Here is a 25,939-nt window from a genome sequence, read left to right as displayed (position 1 = left end):
TCATAACCTGCTGGAAGTGTCCCGCGGGTCTCGAAAGCGTTGCGACGCCGAAACCGGTCGGCGGGGCAAAACGAAAGTGTGCGCGTCGCATTCGGTTTCGCTTGACACCGAAAAGGGCACAGTCAACGCTGATGACTGTGACAACTGTGACTACGGGCGAAAGCGCCCCGTTGGCCGTCGAGCCCGACGCGGCGTGGTGGAAGACGGCGGTGGTGTATCAGGTCTACATCCGTAGCTTCGCGGACGGCAACGGAGACGGCATCGGTGACATCACCGGCTTGACGTCCCGTTTGCCGTATCTGGCCAAGCTCGGCATCGACGCAGTGTGGATCAATCCCTGGTACCCCTCGCCGATGGCCGATGCCGGCTACGACGTCGCCGATTTCCGGTCGATCGAGCCGACCTACGGCACCCTGGACCAGGCGGAGGCCTTTATCCGGCAGGCTCACACAGTGGGTATCCGGGTGATCCTCGATATCGTCCCGAACCACACCTCGGACCGGCACCCGTGGTTCGCGGCCGCCCTGCGGGACGAGCCCGGCGCCCGGGACCGCTACCTGTTCCGGGCCGGCCGCGGTCCGGACGGTGAACTGCCGCCCAACGATTGGCAGTCGGTGTTCGGCGGTCCGGCGTGGACACGCGTCGATGACGGTCTGTGGTACCTGCATCTGTTCGCGCCGGCGCAGCCGGACCTGAACTGGGAACATCCGGAGGTGCGCGCGGAATTCGAGAGTGTGCTGGCGTTCTGGTTCGACAAGGGGGTCGACGGCTTCCGGATCGATGTGGCCCACGGTCTGGTCAAGGCGGCGGGCCTGCCGGACCGGGGTGCGCCCACAGAAGGTGCCCAACACAACGAATCGCATCCGGCGTGGGATCAAGACGGAGTGCACGAGATCTACCGGGGCTGGCGGTCGGTGGCCAATCGTTATGCGCCGGAACGGGTTTTCATCGCCGAGGCGTGGGTGCCCAGCAATGAGCGGCTGGCGCGGTATCTGCGGCCCGACGAACTGCACACAGCTTTCCAGTTCGACTTCCTGCGTGCGCCGTGGCGGGCGAGCAGCCTGCGGACGGTGATCGACGACGCCATCGCCAGCGCGGCGTCGGTGGGGGCCCCGCCCACCTGGGTGCTGTCCAACCACGACGTGCCACGGACCGTGACCAGGTACTCCCGTTCGCAGCCCGAGGACTCGATCGAAAGCGAGTGGGAGCGGGCCCGCTGGGCCGAGGAAGCGGCTGACCATGCCCTGGGCCGGCGGCGCGCGCGAGCGTGCGCGCTGCTGCAGTTGGCGCTGCCGGGAACCGCGTACGTGTACCAGGGGGAGGAACTGGGGCTCGAGGAGGTCGAGGACCTGCCCGACGAGGTGAGGCAGGATCCCACCTGGGTGCAGTCCGGGTTCACCGATGTGGGCCGCGACGGTTGTCGGGTCCCACTGCCGTGGACCAAGGGTGATGCGCCGTACGGGTTTTCGCCACCGGGGTCGACGTCCTCGACGTGGCTGCCGCAGCCTCCGCATTGGGGTGAGCTGTCCGTCGAGGTCCAGGAAAGTGACGTGGAGTCCTTCCTGCAGCTGTACCGTGCTGCGCTGGCGTCGCGGGATCAGTTGTGGGAGCCCACCGCCCAGGTGCAGTGGCAGGCCACCGGGCCGGATGTGCTGGCCTTCACCCGCGGCGCCGCGCAGTGCTGGGTGAACACCGGCACCACCGATGTCGAACTCCCCGCGGGTGCGACGGTGGTGGTGGCGTCGGTGCCGGAGGTGCTCACCACTTTGCCGCCTGACGCCGCGGCCTGGCTGGCGGTCTGAGCCCGGACGATATTCCCGCGCGCGATCGGCGCCGAGATGGGACGCTTGCACCTGTGTCGCAGCCTTCGACGCGGGTCTCCCGTCTCAGTGAAAAGCAGAACATTTCGCGCGCCGACTTGTACGCGTTGCTCGAAGCCACCCCGCTGGCAACCGTCGCGCTGGTACGTGACGGCCACCCGGTCATCTTTCCCACCGGGTTCGCCCGCATCGGCGACGACCTCGTCATCCACGGTTCCACCGGCTCACCCTGGATGCGTGCGGTGGCCGAGGGCGCCGCGGTGGCGGTGTCGGTGACGACGCTGGACGGGGTTGTGGTGGCGCGCAGCGGATTCGAGTCCTCCTTCCACTATCGCAGCGCGGTGCTGTACGGGAGCTTCGAGGTGGTGGCCGACGACGACAAGGAGTCGTACCTGGAGGCGCTCACCGACTCCTTCATCCCCGGACGTGTTGCCGAACTGCGGGCCAGCAGGAGAAGGGAGCTGGCGGCGACGATGGCCCTGAGGATGGCCATCGGTGAGGACAACTGGTCGCTCAAGGTGAGTGCCGGCTGGCCCGACGACCCCGATGAGGACGTCGCGGCCGGCGCCTGGGCCGGTGTGGTGCCGCTGACCACGGTCTACGGGGAGCCACGACGCGCGCCGGACTGCCCCACCGGTGTGCCGGTGCCGGGGTCGGTGCGCGGCATGACCGGCGGCCTGGCGAACAAGCGCCCGGACGCCTAGTCATGGTGCACGACGAGTGCCAAGATTGATACATTCTTTTCTGGATACAGAAAGCCCTGTACTGTCCGGGTATGCACACGGTGGCACACACGGAGGCACTCGCCCGGTTCGGGCATGCGTTGTCCGACCCGACCAGGACCCGAATCCTGTTGCAGCTCAACGATGCACCGAGTTATCCGGCGGAACTGGCCGATCGTCTCGGGGTGTCGCGGCAGATCCTGTCCAATCACCTGGCGTGTCTGCGCGGCTGCGGTCTCGTGGTCGCCGTGCCGGAAGGACGCCGCGCGCGGTACGAGCTGGCCGACCGTCGTATCGGCCACGCCCTCGATGACTTGATGGGTCTGGTGCTGGCGGTCGACCGGGAGTGTGTGTGCATCGGCGCCGACGGCAGCGTCTGCGGGTGCCGGTGACCGCCGTCTCGGCGGATCGCCGCCTCATCCTGCGGCGGCGGATCCGGTGCTTCGTCGCTGCGACCATCACCTACAACGTCGTCGAAGCCGTGGTGGCCCTGACAGAAGGCGCGCGGGTGTCCTCCACGGCGCTCATCGGCTTCGGATTGGACTCCGTCATCGAGGTCTCGTCGGCCGCTGCGGTGGCCTGGCAGTTCGCCGGTCGCGATCCCGAGGCCCGGGAGAAGGCCGCCCTGCGGATCATCGCCCTGTCGTTCTTCGGGCTCGCGGGTTATGTCACGGTGGATGCGGTCCGCTCGCTCGCAGGGGTGGGGGAGCCGGAGCACTCGACGATCGGAATCGTCTTGGCCTCAACGAGTCTCGTGATCATGCCGGTGCTGTCCTACGCGCAGCGCCGGGCGGGCCGCGAACTCGGGTCGGTGTCTGCGGTGGCCGACTCCAAGCAGACCCTGCTGTGCACCTACCTGTCGGCGGTGCTGCTCGCCGGCCTGGTGCTCAACAGCGCGTTCGGCTGGTCCTGGGCCGACCCGGTTGCCGGATTGGTGATCGCCGCCGTCGCCGTGAAAGAGGGCCGCGAGGCGTGGAAAGGCAGGGCCTGCTGCTAGGTGGCGAGCAGCGTGTCACACCACCGGACGCAGTACCACCAGACCCGGAACGGTGGCGAGGTAGTCCGCCAGCGGTGTGTCGACCACCTTGTTGTCCGCGCTCAACGACGAGGCGTTGCGGAACAGGGGTCCCTGCGGCGTGCTGACGAAGATTCCGACATGCGTGACGTCGAGGCCACCGTCGTCGGCGTACGCGCCCAGATAGTCCCCGGTGCGTAACCGGCTCAGCACCTCCTCGTCCACCTGCTCGCTGGGCAGGTAGGACAGGGTGCGCGCGACGACCGGCAGACCCGGCAGGTACACCCCACCGGAGTCTTTCGCGTTCAGGTTCTTCGTGGTCTCGATCGCCTTGTCGCTCAGGCCGGCGGTGATATCGGTGGCCACCGCGGGCGCCGTCGCGGCCCAGTCGGTGAAGAAGTGCTTCCGATTGGCGAATCCGATCACGCCGTCCTTGTACCGAATGTCGATCAGGCTGTCCATGAATGCATTTCGATCGCCACCGGCGCGCTTGAGGGCTTCGACATAGTCGGCGTAGGTGAAACAGTCGACCCGCTGCAGCTCGACCACCAGTTCCTCGGGCTCGTCCGCCGAGCCGACGAGAGTGTTTGCGCCGTAGGGAGTTCCCAGGAAGGCAGCCGAAACCGTGTCCGCGGGCACGGCCAGCATCGTCTGGAGTATCCGCTCACTGTCCGCGGAGATCAGAACCGGCACCGCGGATGCGACGGGCACGGGGCTCAGGGCGAGCACCAGGGCCGCCACCAACCCCAGCCATGCAATACGACACCGGCGCACGCGGCCCACTGTACGTGGCCGTCGGCTGATTGATGTCCGACGGCAGATAGGGGACACTCGGGTGGGTCGACATGCCGGAGAGTGGAGTTTTTGAGCCGTATGCCTTTTCGCGCCGCGGTGCCCGTGGTCGTCACGATCATGGTGGCGCTCACCGGCTGCACGCCGCCGGCCACCACACCGTCGGCCGTCACACCACCGTCCACCGAGTCCTCCCAACCCGTCGCCACCCAGCCGGCTGCCCCGCGGCCACCGGAACGCGCCCAACCACGATTGGCGGCCGACCCTGCCCAGCTCGCCGACGATCTCGTCCGCGACGAGCAGGCGCTACGCGACCCGTCGTCGACAGAAGCCGAACTCGTCGCTGCCGCGCGGCGTCAGCAAGCCGCGTACCGCGCGCTGGGGCGCCATCCCGAGTGGGAGGCGATCGCGCGGGGACGGGTCCCGGCCCCGCTGCTCGAGGCCTACATCCGCAACGTCGACGCACGGCGCGACCTCACCGCCCTGAGCAGTCGCGTCGGCAAACCCACGGTCCCCGCATGGCGCATCGTGTCGCCCCCGCCGGCACAGCAGCTGCTGGGCTACTACCGCCAGGCCGAGGCAGCCACCGGCGTCAGCTGGAACTACCTGGCCGCGATCAACTTCGTGGAGACCGCGTTCGGGCGCGTCGACGGTGTGAGCACCGCCGGTGCGCAAGGGCCGATGCAGTTCCTGCCGTCGACATTCGCCAGCTACGGACAGGGCGGTGACATCCGGTCGCCCCACGACAGCATCATGGCCGCCGGCCGTTTCCTGGCGGCGCACGGTTTCGCCGGCAACCGCGACCAGGCGCTCTACCGCTACAACAACTCCAACCGCTACGTCCGGGCCGTCAGCGCCTACGCGGCGGTGATCGCGTCGAACCCGGGCGCTTTCGGCGGGTACTACCGCTGGGACGTCTACTACGGCACCACCGCCGGCGACGTGGTTCTGCCGGTGGGTTACGCCGCTGCGGCACCGATCCCGGTCGAGGAGTTCCTGGCGACCAATCCGCAGTAGGCCGTCAGTCGTCGCAGGTGTAGTTGAGCTCTCCGTCGCAGGTGTTCGGTGTCGGCATGGGCTGGGCTCGGGTTCCGGGCACGGCTTTGACGTTGCTCCGGACCAGGCCCTGGGTCCCCGAGGTGCGGACATCGCCCTGTACCGCCGCCGTCCGCACCTGACTGCCCGCTCCTGAGCTGGCCGACACCGTTGACGGATCGGCCACGATCTCGCTCGCAGTGGCCGGTGCCGCGGTGCCCATCAGAAGGGCGGCCACGGCGGCTCCCGCGAAGATCAGATTTCTGCCCATGAGTGTCGGTCATTCCCGTCGAGCATCCGATCCATCGGACAGGAGGACGCGTTGTGCTCACGGTAACGAGGCGCCGGCCGCAGCCGCATTGCCCCACAGCGGACCCGGAGGAAACTCCATGGCCGGGCACAGTCGGGAGTACGTGCTCAGCCGTGCCGGCGGCGGTACTCCTGCGCAGCCCCGGGATGTAACGGGATGGCACCGGTGAGGATCAGTGACTGCGCGTCCAGGAACTGGCTGCCCACCGCTTGGGCGGGCACCAGATCCGCTGAATCGTCGATGAGGACGTCCACGATGCTCGCGATGGCGTCGTCGGCGACATCCCGTCGGGCCAACAACAGGTTGGCCACGCCGACGGTGGTGACCGCGGCATGGCGCCCGTAGACGTCGGCCGGGACGGGCACCGCTTCGTAGGTGGTCCCGTACGACTCTCTGAGCCGGGCCACCACTGCGGTGAGGTCCAGCAGCCGGATCCCGGCGTCGGTGGCCGTGAAGGCCGGGGTCGGCAGCCCGCCGGCCCACATCACCGCGTCGACGGTCCCGCCGGCGAGTTCAGTGGCGGCCTCCCGCATCGGCAACTCCACACTGCGGATGTCGCCGGGTTGCGGCAGTCCCGCTGCGGCGAGCACGCGGGCCGACAACGAGGCGGCTCCCGACCCCGGGGCACCGACGCTCACCAGGCGCCCATGCAGATCGTCGGTCGAGACGATCGGGGAGTCGTGGCGCACCGCCACCTGGAAGTAGTTCTCGTACACACAGCCCACCGCCGTCAGGGTGTCCCGGTCGGCGCTCTCGTAGGCGGTGTCGATCAGGCTCAGCGCCAGTTCGGCGCGTCCGGAGCGCAGCGCCTCGAGGTTGTCGGCCGAGCCCTCGGAATGCAGGGGAGTGACGCGGGCCGCACCGGCCCGGTCGAGGGCGGCGGCCAGCAGTCCGGAGAACTCCCAGAAGAAGCCTCCGGACTCACCTGCCGCCAACCTCAGTTCGGCGTCGGGACGTACCCCGCAGGCCGACGTGGCCAACACGACGCCCAGAACACCCGCGCCGCGAAGCGCCGTCCGCCGATCGAACACCGGTCAAATCTAGGCCGTCAGACGAACGCGCGGCCCTGTTCGCGGTCCAGTTCGGTTTCGGACTTGTTCCGCAGCACGAAGATGTAGACCAACAGCGAGATGGCGATCACGACCGTGACGTAGGCGATGAACCAGGGCACGTGGCCACCGCCTTTGGCGGCCTGATAGATCAGCGGGGCGGTGCCACCGAATGCCGAGTTCGCCAGGGCGTAGCCCAGTCCCACGCCCAGGGCACGCACATTCGACGGGAACAGTTCCGCCTTCACGATGGCATTGATGGACGTGTAGCCGGTGAGGATCACGTAACCGATGCAGACCAGCGTCAGAGATGCCGCAACCGATGTGGTCTTCGGCAGGAATGTGATCAGGACGTAGGTGTAGAACACCGCGCCGACACCGAAGAACACCAGCACCGGCTTGCGGCCCACCTTGTCGCTGATCAGGCCGCCGATCGGCTGGATCACCATCAGGAATGTCAGGCCGATCAGGTTGAGCCAGGTCGCGGTCATCCCGTGGTCTTCATAGGTGGACTTCACGATCGCGGGTGCGTTGACGCTGTAGGTGTAGAACGCGATGGTGCCGCCGATGGTGACGGCGAAGCAGGTCAGCAGCGCCCGCCAGTGATGGACGAACAGGTTGCGCAGTGAGCCCGACCCGTGGTCGTCGCCGCGGCGCACCGCGTCGAGCTGTTCGGCGGTCAGTGACTCGTCCATGCTGCGCCGCAGCCAGAAGACCACCACCGCTGCCACCCCGCCGATCAAAAAGGCGATGCGCCAACCGAATTCCTCGATCTGTTCCTGGCTGAGGAAGGTCTGCAGCACCAGCAGGGTGAGCTGGGCCAGCACATGGCCGCCGACGAGGGTGACGTACTGGAAGGAGGAGAAGAAACCGCGCCGTTCGCGGGTGGCCGCCTCGGACATGTACGTGGCCGATGCCCCGTACTCACCGCCGGTGGCGAACCCCTGCACCAGCCGGCACAGCACCAGGATCACCGCCGCCCACACCCCGATGCTCTCGCGTCCGGGGGTGAGCGCGATGACCAGTGAGCATGCGGCCATCAGAGACACGCTGAACGTCAGTGCCGCACGTCGGCCGCGGCGGTCGGCGAAGCGGCCGAAGAACCACGAGCCGACCGGGCGCATCACGAAGGTGACGGCGAAGATGGCGTAGACGTAGATGGTCGAGTTCTTGTCCGCGGAATCGAAGAACTGGCTCTCGAAGTACGTCGCGAACACGGTGTAGACGTACACGTCGTACCACTCGACGAGGTTTCCGGACGAGCCCCGCAGCGTGTTCAGCACGGCCCGCCGGGTGGCGGCGGGCGACGACGTCGGCGACTTCTCCGGGCCGAGTGCGGTGGCCGGGTTGCTCATGGGACAGCTCCTCCATTTCAAACGACTGCTGCTTCCTCACTGTGAAGGCAGTCACAGCCGAATGGGAAGTTGCTGTCGGGCATCCTTACATTCCCTTAGGACGACGCCGGCAGCACCAGCTCGACTCGAAGTCCCGACGGGACGCGTGCGCTGACGGTCAACGTGCCGCCGGCGCGCTCGGTGAGCGCGCGGGCGATCGCCAGCCCCAGGCCGGTGCCCTGACCGACGGTGCCCGAGGCACGGAAGAACCGGTTGGCCAGCATGGGAAGGTCCCGTTCCGGAACTCCGCGGCCCGAATCCTCGACCCACACCGTCACCTCGTCGTCGGTTGTGCTGCAGCCGATCTCGACGTGTGAGCCGGCTCCGGCGTATTTCACCGTGTTGCTCAACAGGACGTCCAGGATCTGGTCCATGTCGTCCTGGGGGATTGCCGCAACGGCGTCTGTCGCCGGCGTGACGATCGCCGACGTCATCTGCGCCTCGGCGATGGCGCCCGACCAGAATTCGTATCGCTTTGCCAGCACCGTGCCGATGTCACACGATGTGCGACTGTCTTCCACCGGCCTTGATTCCGCGGATGCCAACGCCAGGAGGTCGGCGACGACGCCGCTGAGCCGATCCACCTCCGTGGTGGTCTTGCGGTGGGCCTCGGCGGATTTACCCGCCAGTCCCATGCCCAGGGTGTCGAGCCGAATGCGTAACGCGGCCAGCGGGTTTCGCAGGGCGTGTGCCGAGTCGGCGACGAGGCGCCGCTGAGCGGCCGCTGCGGCCTCCACGTTGTCGGCCATGACGTCGAACGCCCTCCCGAGTTCGCGGACTTCGGGCGGGCCCGCATAGCGGGTGTCGTGGGACGACGTCGCGGCGACGCTGGCGGGCAGACGGTCGAGTACCCGGTCGCTCAGTGAACGCACCCGCATCGACAGCATGGTCAGCGGGCGTACCGTCCACCGTGACAACGCGACCGCGATCACCGAGACCACGGTCAGGAGAGCGACGGCGCCGGCCACGATCACGGCCCAAGCCCGCGCCACGTCACCGGCGGCGGCCGCCGTCGATGCCGACAACACAACCGCGCCGTCCACCTGCGTTCCCGTCCCTACCGGAACGGCGATCAGCACGTCGGGATGTGACCACGGCGTCAACGACGACGGCACATCGCTTCGCTGGTTGCGCAGCGCCGCGGACACCGCGTCCGCCACCCCGTCGGACGCGGTGGTGATACCCGCTGACGCGCGCGCGGCCCCGTCCCTGTCGACCACCAGCACGCCTTCGCCGTACAACGAGTGATAGCGCTGTGCGGCTTCCCGCAGTTCCAGATCCCCGGAGTCCTCGTCGCGGGCCGCCAGGTCGGCGAAGTACGCCGCGGCCGCGAATCTGCTCTCCCCGAAACGCTGCAGACGTTCGCGACTGACGGTCAGCGCCAACGGAATTGCGAGAACCATCACCACGATGGCCGAGTACGCCACCAGGACCAGCAACACGCGCCGCCACACGTCATCTACTCCAGCGGTAGCCGTACCCGCGGATGGTGGCGATCGCGTCCGGCCTGCCGAGTTTGGCCCGCAGCGCCGTCATGTGCACGTCGAGACTGCGCGAGATCGCCACATAGGCATCACCCCAGATGGCATCCATGAGCTGTTGACGGCTCACCGCCTCGCCGCGACGGACCACCAGGTGGGCGAGCAGCTCGAACTCCTTGGGGGTCAGTGCCACCTCCCGGCCGTCGACGTGGACGCGGTGGGCCCCCAGATCGACCACGATGTCGCCCATGGTGATGGTCTCGGGCGCCGGCTCGGCCGCCTGACCGTGCCGTCGGCCCGCAACCTCGAGCCGGGCGCGGAGCTCGCCGAGGCGCGCCGGCTTGACCACGTAGTCGTCGGCGCCGCCGCGCAGTGCCCGCACCACCGAACGCTCGTCGTCGCGGGCGGTCAGCACCACCACCGGGAGCTGACTGACCGCGCGTAACTGCCGCAGCACTGTCAGGCCGTCGACGTCGGGCAGGCCCAGATCCAGCAGGGCGATGTCGACGTCACGGTGTCCGAGCAGCAGGTCAGCGCCGCGACGCATCCTGATCGGGGCGTGGCCGACTTCGGCGAGCGCTTCGACCAGCGCGTCGCCCAGACCGTCGTCGTCTTCCACCACCGCGATTCGCATCGACCTCAAGGTACGACACGCCGACCTGCCGATCGGTTGTGTTCGCTGGTGAGAAAGTGCCCCCGGCAGGATTCGAACCTGCGGCCTTCTGCTCCGGAGGCAGCTCAGTACTGTCTGTGGAGGGTCGTAACCGTTCGCCAGGGTTCGGTATATATCCAGAGATTAAGGCCCTGAACAGGGCATATAGTTCGTCGACGTCTAGAGTCGTTCGCGAGCGTCTGTGGATTAGTTTCGCCGGGGTTGTGACAACGTCGTGACACGCTCGTCGCTTGTTGCTACCAAACTGTTGGCAGGCACTGCATTCAGCCCCAGCTGCAAGGTGGGGAGGTAGGACCCGCCGTCATTCTGGGTGGCTTCCTGTTCGCCGGAACTATTGCGGCGCCTCGTCCTCTACGTCGACGGAGCCCGGACCTCCGATCTTGGGGGGAGTCCGAACGATGCCCGCGATGAGGGCTGGCGCAGCTGCGCCCATCTGTATCGCAGCCCAACCCTGCGCACCCTCAGGGAGACCATATGCTGCCGTGCATCCTCCGAAAAAGAGGAGCAAGACTCCTACAGACCAGTACAGCTTGTCGCTGAGCCATTCAGGCCGGTGCTTCTTCGGCACCTTTCGAATCTGGATGATCGGAAGGGTCTCCGCCATCGCGGCCCCCAAAACGCCCAGCCAAAAGACCTCACTCCAAATCATTTGCCCCGACAACAGGCGTTCGCTCAAACGCGAGCCTGAGTCGGCGGAGCCGCTCCTGCCACGTCATCCTGCGGCCAGCGGGCCGGAAGTACGCCAGTTCCTCGCCTGTAGCCCCAAACGGATTGCGTACCTTCCCGTCCTTTCGAAGAAGACGGAGCATCTCACTCACTTCAATCGTATCGATGCCGAGTTGACGCCCGAGCGAAGCGGCCGTTCGCCAGTCAGATTTTGATCCCTTGAGTGCACCGAGTAAGCGATCCTTTACGTCGTCCCCGGAGCTGAGCATTTCGGGCCGCGGGAAGTATTCCTGCGTCCGTCGCCCTTGACCCTCGAATCGATACTCGTACGAAACGTCGAACGCTCCTTGCGTCTCGAGAACCCACCCTGGCGCAACCTGCACTTTGCGACTCCGCCGTTGGAGCCGCCCACTACCCGGGGTATGTCCCGCGCCAGCAACTAGCCTCTGCGGCTGGAGATTGCCGGGGCCGATGGCGTTGGGCGTCATCCCGTCACCGTGCGTGCGTTTTTGTTACTCATCGAACTGAGTCTGCTTCCTTCAAGAGTTACATTCTCCCCGTTTCGTTACTCATCAGTCTCCGGCCCCTCGGAAGGTTCCAGCCGTATAGCCGATCCTGCATCAATGAATGCCCGTGTCGCAGCTTCTTTCGACAACGCGCGGTCGATCTGAGCCTTTAGCTTCTTCATGTCTTCGATGTCTACTGCGAGATAAAGCCGTCTCGTATCCGAATCTGGAGCGCTTTGGTATGTGAGCAGAATGGTGTGGTTGATCATTGCTGCGTTGACGCGATCGATCGCACCGTCCGGGAATACAGGGCGAACGTCGGTCACGATCCGCGAATCGGACAACACATGCTCGTATGCGTTTCGCAGCTCAACTGCCTTGATGAACTGAAGGATCGCCGGGTTATCGATCAGCTCCGTCAAATCAATCAGGTCGTCTGTACGGCTCTGTGCTCCGTCAGCTTCGGCAGCGGCTGTCTTGAGTGCGGCGCTGACGTCAGCGGCAGTTGCCTCCCGCTCACGCACAAAGAGGCCCAGCGAAACGAGGGCATGAAAAGCCGAGGCGCCCTGGGAGATGTACTTGTCCAGCGCTGCGACCATCCGTGAATGTCGGCCGTCAGCTGCTTGTAAATCAGCCTTAAGTGACTCGATGTCAGAAGGCTTTAGGCGGATAAGTTCCAGCAGTGCAGCGTGATCCCGATCCGGAATCTGCAGTGTCGCCACCCGCCGTCACCCCTTCCTCTCAGCACAACGAACACGACGACTTAAACCATCCATAGTGTTACGCACGGTGACATTGAGCTTCATGTGACAGTTGCATCGTATGCCACTGCTACCTCTGACCTGGGTTAACACGTCGAACACTGCAGACCTCCGATTTCGCAAACCCTAGCGGATCGACGGTCGCGATACAGGCCTGGATCCATAAGGCCTAACAACGACGGAGTCGGTCCTCTCTGCCATCTCTAAGCGGATACGCCGTTTCAAGGTCCAACTGCTGAGTAGACAGATCCCCGAGAAAGCATGTCTTGGTTCCGGGCTACTTCGTGCCTGGTCGTCGTCTCCACTTCATTAGCCTACGGAGGCGCCGAATCGATGCGTAGCTTGTCCCTCGGTGCATGCGACGACAGCCAAGTTGGCGCGTGGCGCGGACACTAGACCACATGTCATGGACTGGTGACCGGCGGCAGCGGCCCCGCAACGGTGCTCGTCGGATGAATCAGCGGCTACGCCAGCGTGTCCTGCGCCGCTATCCCACATGCCAGCTGGCGATCCCAGGCCGGTGCACGGTCACCAGCACCGAGGTTCACCATGTTGTCGACGACGCCGATGGTGGCCTGGACGTCGAGTTCCTACCGGACGGCACGCCGCAGCTGGTCGGGGTGTGCGGCTCCTGCCACAGCCACATCAGCGCGAGGAACAGCAGCGCCCGGGGCGGGCGGCCTGGCTCACGGGTGCTCCGTGAGCCGGAGGGTCGGCCCAACCGGTGAACTCACATCTCGGGCGTGATCTCGACCCGCATCCCCATCTCCCAGCCCGGGCGGTGGAACCTGCGCGGGATTAGGCTCACAGGCACCGTCACGGATTCACCGCAGCGCAACGCCGCCAAGATGTGACCGGGGCGGCCCAACGATCCATACCGGGCCTGTTGATGTTCCTCGCGGGCCAGGACATGCTCGGTGATGGGACCCAGGCCGGTGGGCCGCATGTCGACGGTGGCCTTGTCGTAGCTGAACCGTGGCATCTAGGACTCCCTGCTGATCGGGACCACGACGCGGGCCTCCTCACGCTGACGCTTCCGGCGCCACCTCGTATCGGCCGCCGCCTGATGCTGCCGCGACTTCGGCACTTCATCGGAGACGCTGACCATGGCCACCAACTCCAGAACTCGACGTTCCTGGTGCCGTACCTCGCTGGCCAGTCTGGTCAGAGATGCCGCCCGGGCATCATCACCGCGCTCGATCTCGGCGTCATAGAGCTTCTGCAGCTGTTCGGCGCGGTCGGCATGGCGGGCGGCTGACTCGATGCACTCCAGGTCAAAGCTCGTCCACTCCCAGCCGGGGCCGCGTTCGGCCAGCGAGGCGTCGAGGCGGTCGCGGAGCCGCTGGCCTGCGGTGTCGGTCATGGCGTCGAGTGTATGTCGAGGTGTGGTCGAAAAGCGTTGGTAGACAATGCTATACAGACTCAGACGCGCTATGGCATGCTTTGCTGGACAGTGCATTTCGCGGTGACTGTGTCGTTGACCTCAAGCGGGTGTTATCTCCGAGAAAACGGCCTCTGACCTGCGGCTTTTGGGCTCCCGAAGTGCCCACTCGGACACGTTATTTCGGGCCTGTGGAATGTTAGCTGACGCAACGGCATTCAGCCCAGCCGGGCGGTCTGAGTGTTTCCGACGCATTGCGGACAACGCGAGCCAGGCCGTCCCGGTCGGCTTCGGAGGTAGCCGGGTAGGGATATCCCCCCACCCTATCAGCGGCGTTGCGGAACAATAGGTTTGCTGAGCTCACCTCGTTGGCTGAGATCTGTTGTGCTACAACATGGTTGGATTGTCGAGATTTATTGTGCACCAATGGGTTTCGGTATCACGAGTAGTCGTGAGTTGTGTTGCGGTGTAGTCGATTCCATGCGCAGACATGACACGGCCCCGACGCCCGGGTGATGGAAGCGTCGGGGGCCGTGGCTGCACCAACCAGGCAGTGGTCCCGGGACAAGGAGCTGCCTGGTGGAGCAGGTACTAGCTGCCGCCCTCGTTCATGATGACGCGCACGACTGCCTCCTGGTGGGGGAAGGCAAAGGCAGCTCGAAGTACACACCTGATTGCAGTTCTCGCGCTGGAGAAGAAGGCGCTTCCATCCGCCACTACCTCGGGGTTGTCACGGAGCACCAGGAACGTCCGATCTCGTGGGACCAGCCAGGCGATTCCCTCCGTGCACGAGGGTGTGCTGAGGATTGGAACGCCGAGAGCGCTTCGGCCGGTGATGGCCGTTGCGTCAGGCCCTAGCAAGGGCTGGTGGCTATCTTCAGAAACCTTTGCCACGGAGAGGCGCAACACGTCGAGCGGGTTCGCGACCAGGCTGAAGTTGATGAGCTGGTCAACGGGGTTCGTCACCGGCGACCCGCTGTTCTCAGACAGGCTGACGGCCTCGGCGATGACATCGAGGCTGCCGTCGAACGAACGAGTCGTCTCCTGCACGCCGGTGAGGCTTTCGAGCCCGGCGGGTCCATTGGCCACGCTGTGCCCGGTGAACGCGCTGTCCAGCTTGCCACGAAGATCCCTAACAAGGCCCTGGCCGACGACATCGAGAGCCGAAGGATCGGAGTCTGCGACCAGCTCATTGCTGACCACGGTCAAGCCTTTCAGCCCGCGCGGGGTTACCACCAGTTCCTCCACGTCGGGGTCACTGACGGGGATCTCGGCCCCCTCGGCGACCCAGCTGTTGGAAGGGTCGGTGACGATGACGGGGAACCGTGTTTGGTGTGAGCCGGTGACGACGACCGTCGAGGCCAGGGCCGCCACGGAGCTGGCGATCAGGGGCATGACGACCAGGCTTTGAACGTCCTCCGGCCGCAAGACTGCAGCGCCGTTGGTCGATGACAGGGACATGGAATTGCCTTCCGAGAGCACGGGTGTGGTGTCTCCGGCGACGGTCGGTGTCTGCCGGGTGCCCTCGGGGCGGATCGTGCGTCAGGACTGGCCACAGGCCGTACGTGCTGGCGCAGTTGGGAGTCTACCCGCGAGCACCATCGATAGCGGACTTCCAGTTCCCTGCCCGGCGGCCATGGTCGGCGGCGTGGAACCCCTGCATGACGTTTGGCTGGATGCCCGGAGTACGCCTAGTCGGGAACTCGGCCATGGTGCCCTCAATGGCTTCCCCGAGTCGGTCGGCGTCGATGAGTCCATCCTCACCGATCAACCCGTCGACGGTGTACTTCGCCGCCGTGAGGAGCCGCATGTCGAGCTGCACCGACTCCAGCGCGTTGTTCACAATGCTCTGACGGGTGCGGTCCAGGATGTCCTGGAGGGCATTGCGTTCGGCCTCGACCTCACGGAGTCGCAGCCGGTAGCGGCGGGCCTCGGTGTTGGGGCTACCGTCGCTCGGATCGTCGGCACGATCGTCGGCCGGATCATCGCTGGCGTCGTCGGGATCACCGGCCGGATCGTGCTGTGGGTCGTCGGCAGCCGGGTCCTGGGGGTCTCCGTTGCCGGCCGAACTGGGCTCGCCTACGGGTGGGGTGGGGTTGTTGGGGATTGTCATTCTGCGATTCCTTCCGGGGTGATCTTCAACGATGGCCAGCTGCGGTTCCTCACGCCGTCCGTGAGCCATTCGACGCGGGTTTCGAGGTTGGCAGGTAGTGAGTGCCCGAGGTAGCCGAGGAGAGCTTTCTCCGTGGCGCTGGCGGGCCGCACGGACACGATGCTGGCGAAGCTGCACCGGTGGTCGAAGTCGAAGGCCTGGGTACTGTCCTCGGCGTCCTGGATCGGGCCGGGCAACGAGGTGAAGACGAGGTACCCGCGCCTGTTGTCGGGTCGGTGCTCGCCGATGCCGGTCAGGTCAATGCTGTCAGTCATTGTCCGCCCCTTCAGATTTGGAATCGTCTACATCATGAACATCGCGCCGGCTGCACCACGATCCATCTTTGCCGGTACCTCTGAACTGCCCGGCGAGAACTCCAACCAGGGGACGCCGCTCGATCTCCGACCAAGCCGAACACTCAGCCTCGACTGGACACCGGGCGCACATCGCCAGGGCGGCAGCGCGGTCTCCTGGTGTGGCCCCGTCGAACTGCGGGTGATGGCCACGGCAGGCAGCTCCTGGGAGCTTCGGAACTCCACTCAAGATCTCACCGAGCAATCCGACCACCCCCTCGGCGGCAGCCCGATCCGGTACACCACGTCTCGATGATCGTGGTCGAGCCGTCAAGGGGCACCGCCAAGCCCACAAGCTGCCCGGAGGCGCGACATTAGCCCTGAGGCGCTATCGATGCCCTCGGCTTCCAGATGGGCCACGATGAGGCCGATGTGCTGGGCAGCAATGGCCGCGTAATCGGTAGGCAGGAAATGTGTTCCAAGAACCAGTTGCTCCACCCGGGCGAATGCGCCGCGCTCCATCGCTTCGGCGACTGCGATCACCTCCAAGTTGGCGACCACCTCCAGGGACCGTTCAGCGTCGGTGAAGGTGTTCAGTTCGGCGCGTAACTTCGTCCACCACGTGCTGGCGTGGGGTCCGGCCACCGTGCGGGCAAGGGCACGCGCACCCGCGTTGGCAAGCCATCGGGGCTCGACCTCGAAGGCGGCGGCGGCCACCAGCAGCCTGCCTTCCTCGGGCCGCATCGCGGCGCAGTGTTCGGCGGCATCGAGGACTGCGGCGTATGCCTCAGCGGGCGGTTCACGGAGCCAGTTCGGTTCAGTCATCGGGGTGGGTGTCCTCTTCTTGGCGATGCCAGCACTGGGGAAAGCAGGGGTGTAGGTGGTGGGCGGATAGGCAGCCGGGACAACTGCGCACCATGGGCTTGGTTGGGTCGACCACCAGGTGAACGGCATAGTCGACACTCATCGCGAACCATCCTGGAGGTGCTGATCGACTTCCAACGCTCCGGCATCGCCGGTGTCGGCGGCGGTGCGGTGATGCCAGCAGGCAAGCGAATTGGCGGCGACCACGATCCTGCATGGGGTCCCGGCAGTGGTTATGCGGTTACACCGGAAGCGAGAGTGTTCGACGCGGGCGCGCCACACGTCCGGCAGAGGACCCACTTGCTCGTGTGGAGCCTGGGGCGTCTTGGGGTTCACCTTGGCGGCACGATCTCCGATATGCGACTCGGAGACCAGGACGGGATATTCGAGTCCATCAACTCCTACTACGACAGCAGCGATGAACCCAGGGCTGCCCACATCATTGAGATGTGCTGCACGCCGGTTGTCGATCCGATCGGAAGGTGAGTCTGTCCCAGGTCTCATGGTCGCGCCCCAACCCGTGGCAGTCGTCCTGTCCGTGCTCCGTAGACGGCCTTTTCCCGTAGCGCAGCATCGCGATCGCAAAGACGCTTGCCTGGTGTAGCTGGCTGATGGCAATCAGCACAATCAGCTTGATGTCCATCTGCATCGAGACGGGAATCATCCGCCTCGGCGCCATCCGCTTGCGGTGGCGCATCGGGTGGCGATTGACCGTCAAGGTCAGATCCGTCGCTAATCCACCCCCCTGCACCCCCCGGGCTCCTACCTCCAGTCTCCGTACTCCGATCTCCAACCTCCAACCTCCGAACTACGGAGCGACTTTCCGGTAGACCGTTCGTAGGCTCGCCGGAGACCGTACGGACATCCTCCGTAGCGTCTACCGAGGAACTACCCACCGCCTCCGTAGGAAGTTGGTCCGATCGGGGGTACTTGACCTTCGCGGGATTCTTCGGCTTCTGCCACCTGTCCCACTCCACGAACTCGAAGTACGCCACGCCGTAGGCGGAGAACCGGCGGATGATCTTCGTGGCCGCCAGGGTGTTGAGGAGGGTGTCGACCCACTCGTACAAGGCTGGGTCACGCATCTCGAAGGGGAAGCATGCACCCACGATGAGGTTCACGTCATCGCGCCCCACGCCGTTGTCCTCGACGTAGGACCACAGCGAGATGAGTCCGAAACGATGTTCCAGGCTTAGGGGCGCGAACTCTCGGGCGCTGTAGAAGTCCGGGTAGACGGCACGCATCCTCAAGGTGCTTCCCCTGTCGCGGTCTCCAGCTGCGCGATGTAGTCCGCCAAGGCCGTCTCCGGAACGAGGCGTCGACGGCCGATTTTGACGCTGCGCAGTTCACCGCGCAGGACGAGTCCGAAGGCGGTGGACCTCCCGACGCCTAGGCGGTCCTGCACCGTCTCCATCGGGAGTAGTCGTTTGTGGCTTTCCATGTCACCTCGAGTGTTCTGAAATGCGACACATTCTGATGTAATGTGATCGATATGCGAAAGTGTATCGGATAGTGCTGACATGCATCAGAAACTGCGTAAGGGTGTAGCAATGCCGAACGTCGATGGTGTCGCCAAGCAGTGGGAAATGGATCTGGCCGGACGGGTGGGCGAGGCGGTATTGCGAAGGCGAAAAGCCCTGGGCCTGTCTGCAGTTCAGCTTTCCGAGCTCACGCGTAATCTCGGCTACCCGATCACCCGGGTAGCCGTCTCCAAGATCGAGAACAACGCACGCGCTGGAAAGCTGGACGCCGCCGAGCTTCTGGTACTCGCACGTGCGTTGGACCTCCCGCCGGTGCTCCTCGTCTTCCATCAGTTCCCTGGGGAGCTGGTGGAGGTGCTGCCCGGGCAGGTGGTCGACTCCCAGGCGGCGCTCGGATGGGTCAGCGGGCGCAGCGGGTGGCAGGTAGCCCCGGACAACGCTGGAACCGGTCTCGTCGAAGACGTTGCCCGCCTGCGGGACCTCCGCCAACAGATTCTTTCCACCTCGCATAGTGCACTGCCCGCCGACTTGCGCGAGTCGGCCGTCGCGGATCTGACGGCTCAATTGGCAGCCACCGAAAAACGGATAACAACCGCCCAGGCGCAGATCTGGGGGACGCAACAGGAAGACACTGACGATGCCTAGACAACAGCTGCCACCGCAGATCAAGAAGATCGAGGTGGTCGACCGCAAGACTGGCAAGCCCGTCGTGCGGTACCAGGTCACCGTCGACGCCGGGATCGACCCGGCGACGGGCAAGCGTCGACAGGTCCGACGCCGTTACGCCACAGAGAAACTCGCCCGCGATGGGCTGTCCGAGGTGACCTCCGCAGCCGCCACCGGAACATTCGTCCCACGCAAGGCCGTCACGGTCGAGGAGCTGGCCGTCGACTTCCTAGCGTCCCTGCACCATGCCCGCGCCACGTCGATCAACGCGCTGAGCTACAGCCTGGCGCCGTTGCGTGAGCGTCACGGTGGGTTGCCGGTGCAGAAGCTCATCCGGCCGGATCTAGATCGCCTCCTGGTGGAACTGCGCGACGGTGGCACGCTCACGGCCAAGGGCACCGCCCGCCGCAAGTGGTCGGCCCGGTCGCTGAACAAGGCCGTCGATGCTTGGCGCGCGATGTTGGCCTACGGGATGGAACGCCGGGAACTGGCGCACAACGTCGCTGCCGCCATGAAGAAACCGCCCAAGGCACATGCCGAAATGGCGACCTACACCCCGGACGAGATCAGGAAGGTGCTCAGGGCCGCCGACATCGACCGCAACGGGCACCTGTGGTATCTGGCGCTGACCGGCCTCAGACGGGGGGAGATCGCCGGGCTGCGGTGGTCGGATGTGGACCTTGAAGCGAGGACCATCAGGATCGAGCGGAACCGCGTGCAGGCCGGTTCAGGTGTCGTCGTGGAGAACGATCCGAAGACGGCGTCGTCCCGGCGCACACTGCCTCTCGATGATGGCCTCGCCATGGTGTTGAAGAAGGCCTCGGCGCGCTACGCGCAGGAGCGGCTGGCGCTCGGCGTCGAGCATCGCGATTCCGGCTATGTCGCGGTGAACGAGATCGGAGACCCCTACACCCCGGATGCGCTGACCAGGATGTGGCGGAAGCTGGGGAAGGACGCCAAGGTCACCCCGATCCGCCTGCACGACGCACGGCACTCCTGCGGGACTGCAATGCACCTACGTGGTGTCCCGATTGCCGTCATTGCGAAGTGGCTGGGCCACGCGAATCCGACGATCACCACTGAGCTGTACGTCCACTCGCAACCGGACGCACTTACGGCAGCCGCGAAGAGTTTGAGCGCAGTTGTGACATCGACGTGACACTGACGTCTGTACGTGACGGCTCATAACCCTAAGGCGCAGAGAATCGCCTGGTGAGATGGTGCCCCCGGCAGGATTCGAACCTGCGGCCTTCTGCTCCGGAGGCAGACGCTCTATCCCCTGAGCTACGGGGGCGCTGAGTTATGCGCCATTGGGCCTGCACAGCCTAACGCATCGAAGTGACTGCTTCGTCCGCGGTAATCGATTCGGGCCCCGACCACCCCAGACCATAGGATGGACCCCCGTGACACCCGCCGATCTGGCCGAGCTGCTCAAGAGCACCGCCGCTGGGGTGCTGGCCGCCCATGACCTGGACACCGACGCTCTCCCCGCGACGGTCACCGTTGAGCGCCCGCGCAACCCCGAGCACGGCGATTACGCCACCAACCTGGCCCTGCGGGTCGGCAAGTTGGTCGGCGCCAACCCCCGTGAGCTGGCCGGCTGGCTGGCCGAGGCGCTGGCCGCTGCCGACGGTATCGCCTCGGCCGAGGTGGCCGGGCCCGGGTTCGTCAACCTGCGCATCGACGCGGCCGCCCAGGGGCGCATCGTCAACAATGTCATCGACGCCGGCCACACCTATGGGAACTCCGCGCTGCTGGACGGGTTGAGCGTCAACCTCGAGTTCGTCTCGGCCAACCCCACCGGCCCCATCCACATCGGCGGCACCCGTTGGGCAGCGGTCGGCGACGCGCTGGGCCGGTTGCTGTCCACGCAGGGCGCCGCGGTGACCCGCGAGTACTACTTCAACGACCACGGCGCCCAGATCGACCGGTTCGCCCGCTCCCTGGTGGCGGCGGCCACCGGCCGGCCCGCCCCGGAGGACGGCTACGCCGGCACCTACATCGCCGATATCGCGGCCAAGGTGCTGGAGCAGGCGCCCGACGTGCTGAGCCTGCCCGCCGAGCAGCAGCAGGAGACGTTCCGCTCGATCGGCGTGGACTTGATGTTCAACCACATCAAGGAATCGCTGCACGAATTCGGCACCGACTTCGACGTCTACACCCACGAAGACTCGATGCACACCTCCGGCCGGGTGGACCAGGCCATCGCGCGGCTGCGCGAAACCGGCAACATCTACGAAAAAGACGGGGCCACCTGGCTGCGCACCACCGAGTTCGGCGACGACAAGGACCGGGTGGTCATCAAGAGCGACGGGCAGCCCGCCTACATCGCCGGCGACCTGGCGTACTACCTGGACAAGCGGCAGCGCGGATTCGACCTGTGCATCTACATGCTGGGCGCCGACCACCACGGTTACATCGCGCGCCTCAAAGCCGCCGCGGCCGCCCTGGGTGACGACCCCAACACCGTCGAGGTGCTGATCGGCCAGATGGTCAATCTGGTGCGCGACGGCCAACCGGTGCGGATGAGCAAGCGGGCGGGCACCGTCATCACCCTCGACGACCTGGTGGACGCCCTCGGCGTGGACGCCGCCCGGTACTCACTGATCCGTAGCTCGGTCGACACCGCGATCGACATCGACCTCGAGCTGTGGTCCTCGGCCTCCAGCGAGAACCCGGTCTATTACGTGCAATACGCGCACGCGCGGCTCTCGGCGCTGGCCCGCAATGCTGCGGAGCTGGGCGTGATTCCCAGCACCGAGCACCTGGAACTGCTGACCCACGACAAAGAGGGCACCCTGATCCGCAACATCGGGGAGTTCTCGCGGGTGCTCGAGACCGCGGCGAATCTGCGTGAGCCGCACCGGGTGTGCCGCTACCTCGAGGACCTCGCCGGGGATTACCACCGTTTCTACGATTCCTGCCGGGTGCTGCCGCAAGGTGACGAAGAGGCAGGCGACCTGCACGCCGCGCGCCTGGCGCTGTGCCAGGCCACCCGCCAGGTGGTCGCCAACGGCCTGGCGATCCTCGGCGTCAGTGCACCGGAGCGCATGTGAACGTCCACCCTGCCGGACCCCGGCACGCCGAGGAGATCCACCACGCGGGTGCGCCGCCGAAACCGCAGACCTCCGACGAGGTGCTGCGGCTGGCCCCGAATGTGTGGCCCCGCAATCTGGTTCGCGGCGCCGACGGTGAAGTCAGCATCGCCGGTGTCACGGTCTCGCAACTGGCTGCCGACTACGGCACGCCGCTGTTCGTCATCGACGAGGACGACTTCCGGTTCCGGTGCCGCAACATCGCGACGGCGTTCGGCGGTGGCGAGTACGTGCGTTATGCGGCAAAAGCCTTCCTGTGCACCGAGATCGCGCGCTGGGTCGACGAGGAAGGCCTCGCGCTGGACGTGTGCAGCGGCGGGGAACTCGCCGTCGCGTTGAACGCCGACTTCCCGCCGCAGCGAATCGCGTTGCACGGCAACAACAAATCGGTGACCGAACTGACCACCGCCGTCAAAGCCGGCGTCGGGCACATTGTCGTCGACTCGATGATCGAGATCGACCGCCTGGACAAGATCGCCGGCGAAGCGGGCGTGGTGCAGGACGTGCTGGTGCGCGTCACCGTCGGCGTCGAAGCGCACACCCACGAGTTCATCTCCACCGCCCACGAGGACCAGAAGTTCGGCCTGTCACTGGCTTCCGGCGCGGCGCTGGCCGGGGTGCGCCGGGTGTTCGAAACCGACAACCTGCGACTGGTCGGCCTGCACAGTCACATCGGCTCGCAGATCTTCGACGTGGCCGGCTTCGAGATCGCGGCGCACCGCGTTCTCGGTCTGCTGCGTGATGTCGTCGCCGAGTTCGGGGTGGAGAAGACCGCGCAGATCTCGACGGTGGATCTCGGTGGGGGATTGGGCATTTCGTATCTGCCACAGGACGATCCGCCGCCCATGGAGGACTTGGCGGCCAAGCTGAAAGCGATCGTGGCCGACGAGTCGGCGGCGGTGGGCCTGCCCACACCCAAGCTCGTCGTCGAACCCGGCCGTGCCATCGCGGGCCCTGGGACGGTGACGCTCTACGAGGTCGGCACCGTCAAGGACGTGGCGATCAGCCCGACCGCGGCCCGGCGCTACGTCAGCGTCGACGGCGGTATGAGCGACAACATCCGCCCGGCGTTGTACAGCGCCGACTACGACATCCGGTTGGTGTCGCGCACCAGCGAGGCGGCGCCCACGCTGGCCCGCATCGTCGGAAAGCACTGCGAGAGCGGAGACATCATCGTGCGTGACACGTGGGTGTCCGATGACGTCGCACCGGGTGACCTGATGGCCGTCGCGGCCACCGGCGCCTACTGCTATTCCATGTCGAGCCGATACAACCTGCTCGGCCGCCCTGCGGTGGTGGTCGTGCGCGACGGGCGATCACGCCTGATCCTGCGCAGGGAGACGGTCGATGACCTACTGAGTTTGGAAGTGAAGGGGTAGAAGACGTGGCCAACGAGGCAAACACGGAAAAGCCGGTCGGCATAGCGGTATTGGGACTCGGCAACGTCGGCAGCGAAGTCGTGCGCATCATCGAGGAGAGCGCCGACGACCTGGCCGCCCGCATCGGGGCGCCACTGGTGCTGCGCGGTGTGGGTGTCCGGCGGGTGGCCAAGGACCGCGGGGTGCCCGTGGAGCTGCTCACCGAGGACATCGAGGCGCTGGTGGCCCGCGAGGACGTGGACATCGTGGTCGAGGTGATGGGTCCGGTGGAACCGGCGCGCAAGGCCATCCTCACCGCGCTGGAGCGGGGCAAGTCGGTCATCACCGCCAACAAGGCGCTGATGGCGCAGTCCACGGGAGAACTGGCCCAGGCCGCCGAGAAGGCGCGCGTCGACCTGTACTTCGAAGCGGCTGTCGCCGGGGCGATCCCGGTGATCCGCCCGCTGACACAATCGCTGGCCGGTGACACGGTGCTGCGGGTGGCCGGCATCGTCAACGGGACCACCAACTACATCCTGTCCGCCATGAACGAGACGGGTGCCAGCTACGACGACGCACTGGCCGATGCCAGTGCGCTCGGATACGCCGAGGCCGACCCGACCGCCGACGTCGAGGGATACGACGCCGCCGCCAAGGCGGCCATCCTCGCGTCCATCGCTTTTCACACCCGGGTCACCGCGGACGACGTGTACCGCGAGGGCATCACCAAGGTGACCGCCGAGGACTTCGAGTCGGCGAAAGCGTTGGGTTGCACCATCAAGCTCCTCGCCATCTGCGAACGGCTGACCACCGGCAAAGGCAAACAGCGTGTGTCGGCGCGGGTCTACCCGGCGTTGGTGCCCCTGGATCATCCGCTGGCGTCGGTGGGCGGTGCCTTCAACGCGGTGGTCGTCGAGGCCGAGGCGGCCGGCCGGCTGATGTTCTACGGCCAGGGTGCCGGCGGAGCCCCCACCGCCTCGGCGGTGATGGGTGACCTGGTGATGGCTGCCCGCAACCGGGTGCAGGGTGGACGCGGGCCGCGCGAGTCCAAGTACGCGAAGCTGCCCATCGCCTCCATCGGCGTGATCCCGACGCGCTACTACGTCAGCCTCTATGTCGCGGATCGCCCCGGCGTGTTGTCCTCGGTCGCAGCCGAATTCGCCAAACGCGAGGTCTCCATCGCCGAAGTGCGCCAGGAAGGCGTCGTCAACGAAGGCGGCCAGCGGGTGGGCGCCCGGATCGCCGTGCTGACCCACCAGGCCACCGACGCGGCGTTGTCCGAGACCATCGCCGCGCTGGAGGACCTCGACGTGGTGTCCAGCGTGGCCAGCGTTCTGCGCATGGAAGGGGCCGGCGAATGACGCACAAGCCATGGCCTGGCCTGATCGAGGCCTACCGCGACCGGTTGCCGATCGGCGACGACTGGACGGCCATCACCCTGCTCGAGGGGGCCACCCCGCTCATCCATGCCAAGCGGTTGAGCGAACACACCGGCTGCACAGTGCATCTGAAGGTCGAAGGGCTCAACCCCACCGGCTCCTTCAAGGACCGCGGCATGACCATGGCCGTCACCGACGCGGTGGCCCGCGGCCAGAAAGCGGTGTTGTGCGCCTCGACCGGTAACACCTCGGCCTCGGCGGCGGCGTATGCGGCCCAGGCCGGTATCACCTGCGCGGTGCTGATCCCGCAGGGCAAGATCGCGATGGGCAAGCTTGCGCAGGCAGTGATGCACGGCGCCAAGATCATTCAGATCGACGGCAACTTCGACGACTGCCTGGAACTGGCCCGCAAGCTCACCGCCGACTTCCCGACCATCGCACTGGTCAACAGCGTCAACCCGGTGCGCATCGAGGGGCAGAAGACCGCCGCCTTCGAGATCGTCGACGCCCTGGGTCACGCCCCCGATGTGCACTCGCTTCCGGTCGGCAACGCGGGCAACATCACCGCGTACTGGAAGGGCTACCGCGAATACCACCGCGACGGACTGGCCGACAAGCTGCCGCGGATGCTGGGCACCCAGGCCGCCGGGGCCGCACCGCTGGTGACCGGCGAGCCGGTGAAGAACCCGGAGACCATCGCCACCGCCATCCGGATCGGCGCACCCGCCTCGTGGAGTGGGGCCGTCGCCGCCCAGCAGGAGTCCGGTGGCCGCTTCCTCGCCGCCACCGATGAGGAGATTCTCGCGGCCTACCACCTGGTGGCCAGCAGTGAGGGTGTCTTCGTCGAACCCGCATCGGCGGCCAGCATCGCCGGGCTGCTCAAGTCGGTGGAAGACGGCTGGGTCGAGCGTGGCTCAGAAGTGGTGTGCACCGTCACCGGCAACGGACTCAAGGATCCCGACACCGCACTCAAGGGCATGCCGACCGTCACGGCCGTGCCCGTCGACCCCGTTGCCGTTGTGGCGCAGTTGGGTCTGGGCTGACTC

The 25,939-nt window shown here is 66.1% G+C and carries 28 protein-coding genes and 1 tRNA gene; 13 read left to right on the top strand and 16 right to left on the bottom strand.

Annotation, left to right across the window (positions count from 1 at the left end; all coding sequences use genetic code 11):
* Positions 1-131: 131 nt before the first annotated feature.
* The 4 genes from AC3A6P_RS24305 (at position 132) to AC3A6P_RS24290 (ending at position 3,539) form a co-directional block, all read left to right on the top strand.
* Positions 132-1,802 (top strand): glycoside hydrolase family 13 protein, encoded by a 1,671-nt coding sequence (locus AC3A6P_RS24305; RefSeq protein WP_487694452.1) that lies wholly within the window; start codon positions 132-134, stop codon positions 1,800-1,802.
* A 53-nt stretch (positions 1,803-1,855) separates the two neighbouring features.
* Positions 1,856-2,524: a pyridoxamine 5'-phosphate oxidase family protein gene (locus AC3A6P_RS24300; RefSeq protein WP_487694450.1), complete on the top strand. Its 669-nt coding sequence runs from the start codon at positions 1,856-1,858 to the stop codon at positions 2,522-2,524.
* A gap of 71 nt (positions 2,525-2,595) precedes the next feature.
* Complete coding sequence (locus tag AC3A6P_RS24295; protein WP_487694449.1) at positions 2,596-2,934, top strand: ArsR/SmtB family transcription factor; 339 nt, start codon at positions 2,596-2,598, stop codon at positions 2,932-2,934.
* The gene (locus tag AC3A6P_RS24290) at positions 2,925-3,539 is read left to right on the top strand and encodes a cation efflux transmembrane domain-containing protein (RefSeq protein ID WP_487694447.1); all 615 of its coding nucleotides are present in this window, start codon (positions 2,925-2,927) and stop codon (positions 3,537-3,539) included. Before AC3A6P_RS24295 ends, AC3A6P_RS24290 begins: the two co-directional genes overlap by 10 nt.
* A 15-nt stretch (positions 3,540-3,554) precedes the next feature.
* On the opposite strand, the gene AC3A6P_RS24285 is transcribed toward AC3A6P_RS24290, so the two are convergent.
* Complete coding sequence (locus AC3A6P_RS24285) at positions 3,555-4,388, bottom strand: DUF1460 domain-containing protein (RefSeq protein ID WP_487694446.1); 834 nt, start codon at positions 4,386-4,388, stop codon at positions 3,555-3,557.
* Positions 4,389-4,430: 42 nt separating this feature from the next.
* Here AC3A6P_RS24285 and AC3A6P_RS24280 point away from each other — a divergent pair, with 42 nt between their 5' ends.
* Entirely contained in the window at positions 4,431-5,366 is a 936-nt protein-coding gene (locus AC3A6P_RS24280) for a lytic transglycosylase domain-containing protein (protein ID WP_487694445.1), read from the top strand.
* A gap of 4 nt (positions 5,367-5,370) precedes the next feature.
* On the opposite strand, the gene AC3A6P_RS24275 is transcribed toward AC3A6P_RS24280, so the two are convergent.
* From AC3A6P_RS24275 to AC3A6P_RS24250, 6 genes are all read right to left on the bottom strand, one after another.
* A complete protein-coding gene (locus tag AC3A6P_RS24275; RefSeq protein WP_487694444.1) occupies positions 5,371-5,655 on the bottom strand; it encodes a hypothetical protein in 285 nt (94 codons plus the stop codon).
* Positions 5,656-5,801: 146 nt separating this feature from the next.
* Positions 5,802-6,725 (bottom strand): TAXI family TRAP transporter solute-binding subunit, encoded by a 924-nt coding sequence (locus AC3A6P_RS24270; RefSeq protein ID WP_487694443.1) that lies wholly within the window; start codon positions 6,723-6,725, stop codon positions 5,802-5,804.
* Positions 6,726-6,742: 17 nt separating this feature from the next.
* Positions 6,743-8,098 carry an MFS transporter gene (locus tag AC3A6P_RS24265; protein WP_487694441.1) on the bottom strand — a complete coding sequence of 452 codons (1,356 nt, stop codon included), beginning with the start codon at positions 8,096-8,098 and terminating at the stop codon, positions 6,743-6,745.
* A gap of 95 nt (positions 8,099-8,193) precedes the next feature.
* A complete protein-coding gene (locus AC3A6P_RS24260; RefSeq protein ID WP_487694440.1) occupies positions 8,194-9,591 on the bottom strand; it encodes a sensor histidine kinase in 1,398 nt (465 codons plus the stop codon).
* A gap of 1 nt (position 9,592) precedes the next feature.
* On the bottom strand, positions 9,593-10,252 hold the full coding sequence (locus AC3A6P_RS24255) for a response regulator transcription factor (protein ID WP_487694439.1): 660 nt from the start codon (positions 10,250-10,252) through the stop codon (positions 9,593-9,595).
* Positions 10,253-11,522: 1,270 nt separating this feature from the next.
* Positions 11,523-12,185: a hypothetical protein gene (locus AC3A6P_RS24250; RefSeq protein ID WP_487694438.1), complete on the bottom strand. Its 663-nt coding sequence runs from the start codon at positions 12,183-12,185 to the stop codon at positions 11,523-11,525.
* 440 nt (positions 12,186-12,625) lie between these two features.
* Here AC3A6P_RS24250 and AC3A6P_RS24245 point away from each other — a divergent pair, with 440 nt between their 5' ends.
* A complete protein-coding gene (locus tag AC3A6P_RS24245; protein WP_487694437.1) occupies positions 12,626-12,952 on the top strand; it encodes a hypothetical protein in 327 nt (108 codons plus the stop codon).
* A 2-nt stretch (positions 12,953-12,954) separates the two neighbouring features.
* Here the strand turns inward: AC3A6P_RS24245 and AC3A6P_RS24240 are convergent, their stop codons facing one another.
* From AC3A6P_RS24240 to AC3A6P_RS24210, 7 genes are all read right to left on the bottom strand, one after another.
* Complete coding sequence (locus AC3A6P_RS24240; protein ID WP_487694436.1) at positions 12,955-13,206, bottom strand: hypothetical protein; 252 nt, start codon at positions 13,204-13,206, stop codon at positions 12,955-12,957.
* Positions 13,207-13,587, bottom strand: a complete 381-nt coding sequence (locus AC3A6P_RS24235; protein ID WP_487694435.1) for a hypothetical protein — start codon at positions 13,585-13,587, stop codon at positions 13,207-13,209.
* Positions 13,588-14,196: 609 nt separating this feature from the next.
* Positions 14,197-15,066 (bottom strand): phage major capsid protein, encoded by an 870-nt coding sequence (locus AC3A6P_RS24230; RefSeq protein WP_487694434.1) that lies wholly within the window; start codon positions 15,064-15,066, stop codon positions 14,197-14,199.
* 124 nt (positions 15,067-15,190) lie between these two features.
* Positions 15,191-15,718: a hypothetical protein gene (locus AC3A6P_RS24225; protein ID WP_487694433.1), complete on the bottom strand. Its 528-nt coding sequence runs from the start codon at positions 15,716-15,718 to the stop codon at positions 15,191-15,193.
* Positions 15,715-16,032 carry a hypothetical protein gene (locus tag AC3A6P_RS24220; protein WP_487694432.1) on the bottom strand — a complete coding sequence of 106 codons (318 nt, stop codon included), beginning with the start codon at positions 16,030-16,032 and terminating at the stop codon, positions 15,715-15,717. The genes AC3A6P_RS24225 and AC3A6P_RS24220 overlap by 4 nt, the downstream gene beginning before the upstream one ends.
* Positions 16,025-16,324: a WhiB family transcriptional regulator gene (locus AC3A6P_RS24215; protein WP_487694431.1), complete on the bottom strand. Its 300-nt coding sequence runs from the start codon at positions 16,322-16,324 to the stop codon at positions 16,025-16,027. Before AC3A6P_RS24215 ends, AC3A6P_RS24220 begins: the two co-directional genes overlap by 8 nt.
* A gap of 56 nt (positions 16,325-16,380) precedes the next feature.
* Positions 16,381-16,875, bottom strand: a complete 495-nt coding sequence (locus tag AC3A6P_RS24210; RefSeq protein WP_487694430.1) for a hypothetical protein — start codon at positions 16,873-16,875, stop codon at positions 16,381-16,383.
* A 159-nt stretch (positions 16,876-17,034) separates the two neighbouring features.
* Between AC3A6P_RS24210 and AC3A6P_RS24205 the strand changes: the two genes are divergently transcribed.
* The gene (locus tag AC3A6P_RS24205) at positions 17,035-17,400 is read left to right on the top strand and encodes a hypothetical protein (RefSeq protein ID WP_487694428.1); all 366 of its coding nucleotides are present in this window, start codon (positions 17,035-17,037) and stop codon (positions 17,398-17,400) included.
* Positions 17,401-18,160: 760 nt separating this feature from the next.
* On the opposite strand, the gene AC3A6P_RS24200 is transcribed toward AC3A6P_RS24205, so the two are convergent.
* Positions 18,161-18,355: a helix-turn-helix domain-containing protein gene (locus AC3A6P_RS24200; protein WP_487694427.1), complete on the bottom strand. Its 195-nt coding sequence runs from the start codon at positions 18,353-18,355 to the stop codon at positions 18,161-18,163.
* A 79-nt stretch (positions 18,356-18,434) separates the two neighbouring features.
* Here AC3A6P_RS24200 and AC3A6P_RS24195 point away from each other — a divergent pair, with 79 nt between their 5' ends.
* On the top strand, positions 18,435-19,040 hold the full coding sequence (locus AC3A6P_RS24195; RefSeq protein WP_487694426.1) for a helix-turn-helix domain-containing protein: 606 nt from the start codon (positions 18,435-18,437) through the stop codon (positions 19,038-19,040).
* Entirely contained in the window at positions 19,033-20,220 is a 1,188-nt protein-coding gene (locus tag AC3A6P_RS24190; RefSeq protein WP_487694425.1) for a site-specific integrase, read from the top strand. Before AC3A6P_RS24195 ends, AC3A6P_RS24190 begins: the two co-directional genes overlap by 8 nt.
* Positions 20,221-20,279: 59 nt before the next feature.
* Here AC3A6P_RS24190 and AC3A6P_RS24185 read toward each other — a convergent pair.
* Positions 20,280-20,355, bottom strand: a tRNA-Arg gene (locus AC3A6P_RS24185).
* Positions 20,356-20,464: 109 nt separating this feature from the next.
* Here AC3A6P_RS24185 and argS point away from each other — a divergent pair.
* Genes argS through thrC form a run of 4 tightly spaced genes read left to right on the top strand, consistent with a single transcriptional unit; the run spans position 20,465 to position 25,936 of the window.
* Positions 20,465-22,117, top strand: a complete 1,653-nt coding sequence (argS, locus tag AC3A6P_RS24180; protein WP_487694424.1) for an arginine--tRNA ligase — start codon at positions 20,465-20,467, stop codon at positions 22,115-22,117.
* Positions 22,118-22,152: 35 nt separating this feature from the next.
* Complete coding sequence (gene lysA, locus AC3A6P_RS24175; protein ID WP_487694588.1) at positions 22,153-23,535, top strand: diaminopimelate decarboxylase; 1,383 nt, start codon at positions 22,153-22,155, stop codon at positions 23,533-23,535.
* 5 nt (positions 23,536-23,540) lie between these two features.
* Positions 23,541-24,875 carry a homoserine dehydrogenase gene (locus AC3A6P_RS24170; protein WP_487694422.1) on the top strand — a complete coding sequence of 445 codons (1,335 nt, stop codon included), beginning with the start codon at positions 23,541-23,543 and terminating at the stop codon, positions 24,873-24,875.
* Positions 24,872-25,936: a threonine synthase gene (thrC, locus tag AC3A6P_RS24165; RefSeq protein WP_487694420.1), complete on the top strand. Its 1,065-nt coding sequence runs from the start codon at positions 24,872-24,874 to the stop codon at positions 25,934-25,936. The genes AC3A6P_RS24170 and thrC overlap by 4 nt, the downstream gene beginning before the upstream one ends.
* Positions 25,937-25,939: the final 3 nt, after the last annotated feature.

It is taken from the genome of Mycobacterium sp. Soil_C_30, assembly GCF_057656995.1.
This window is presented reverse-complemented; position numbering and strand designations above follow the sequence as displayed.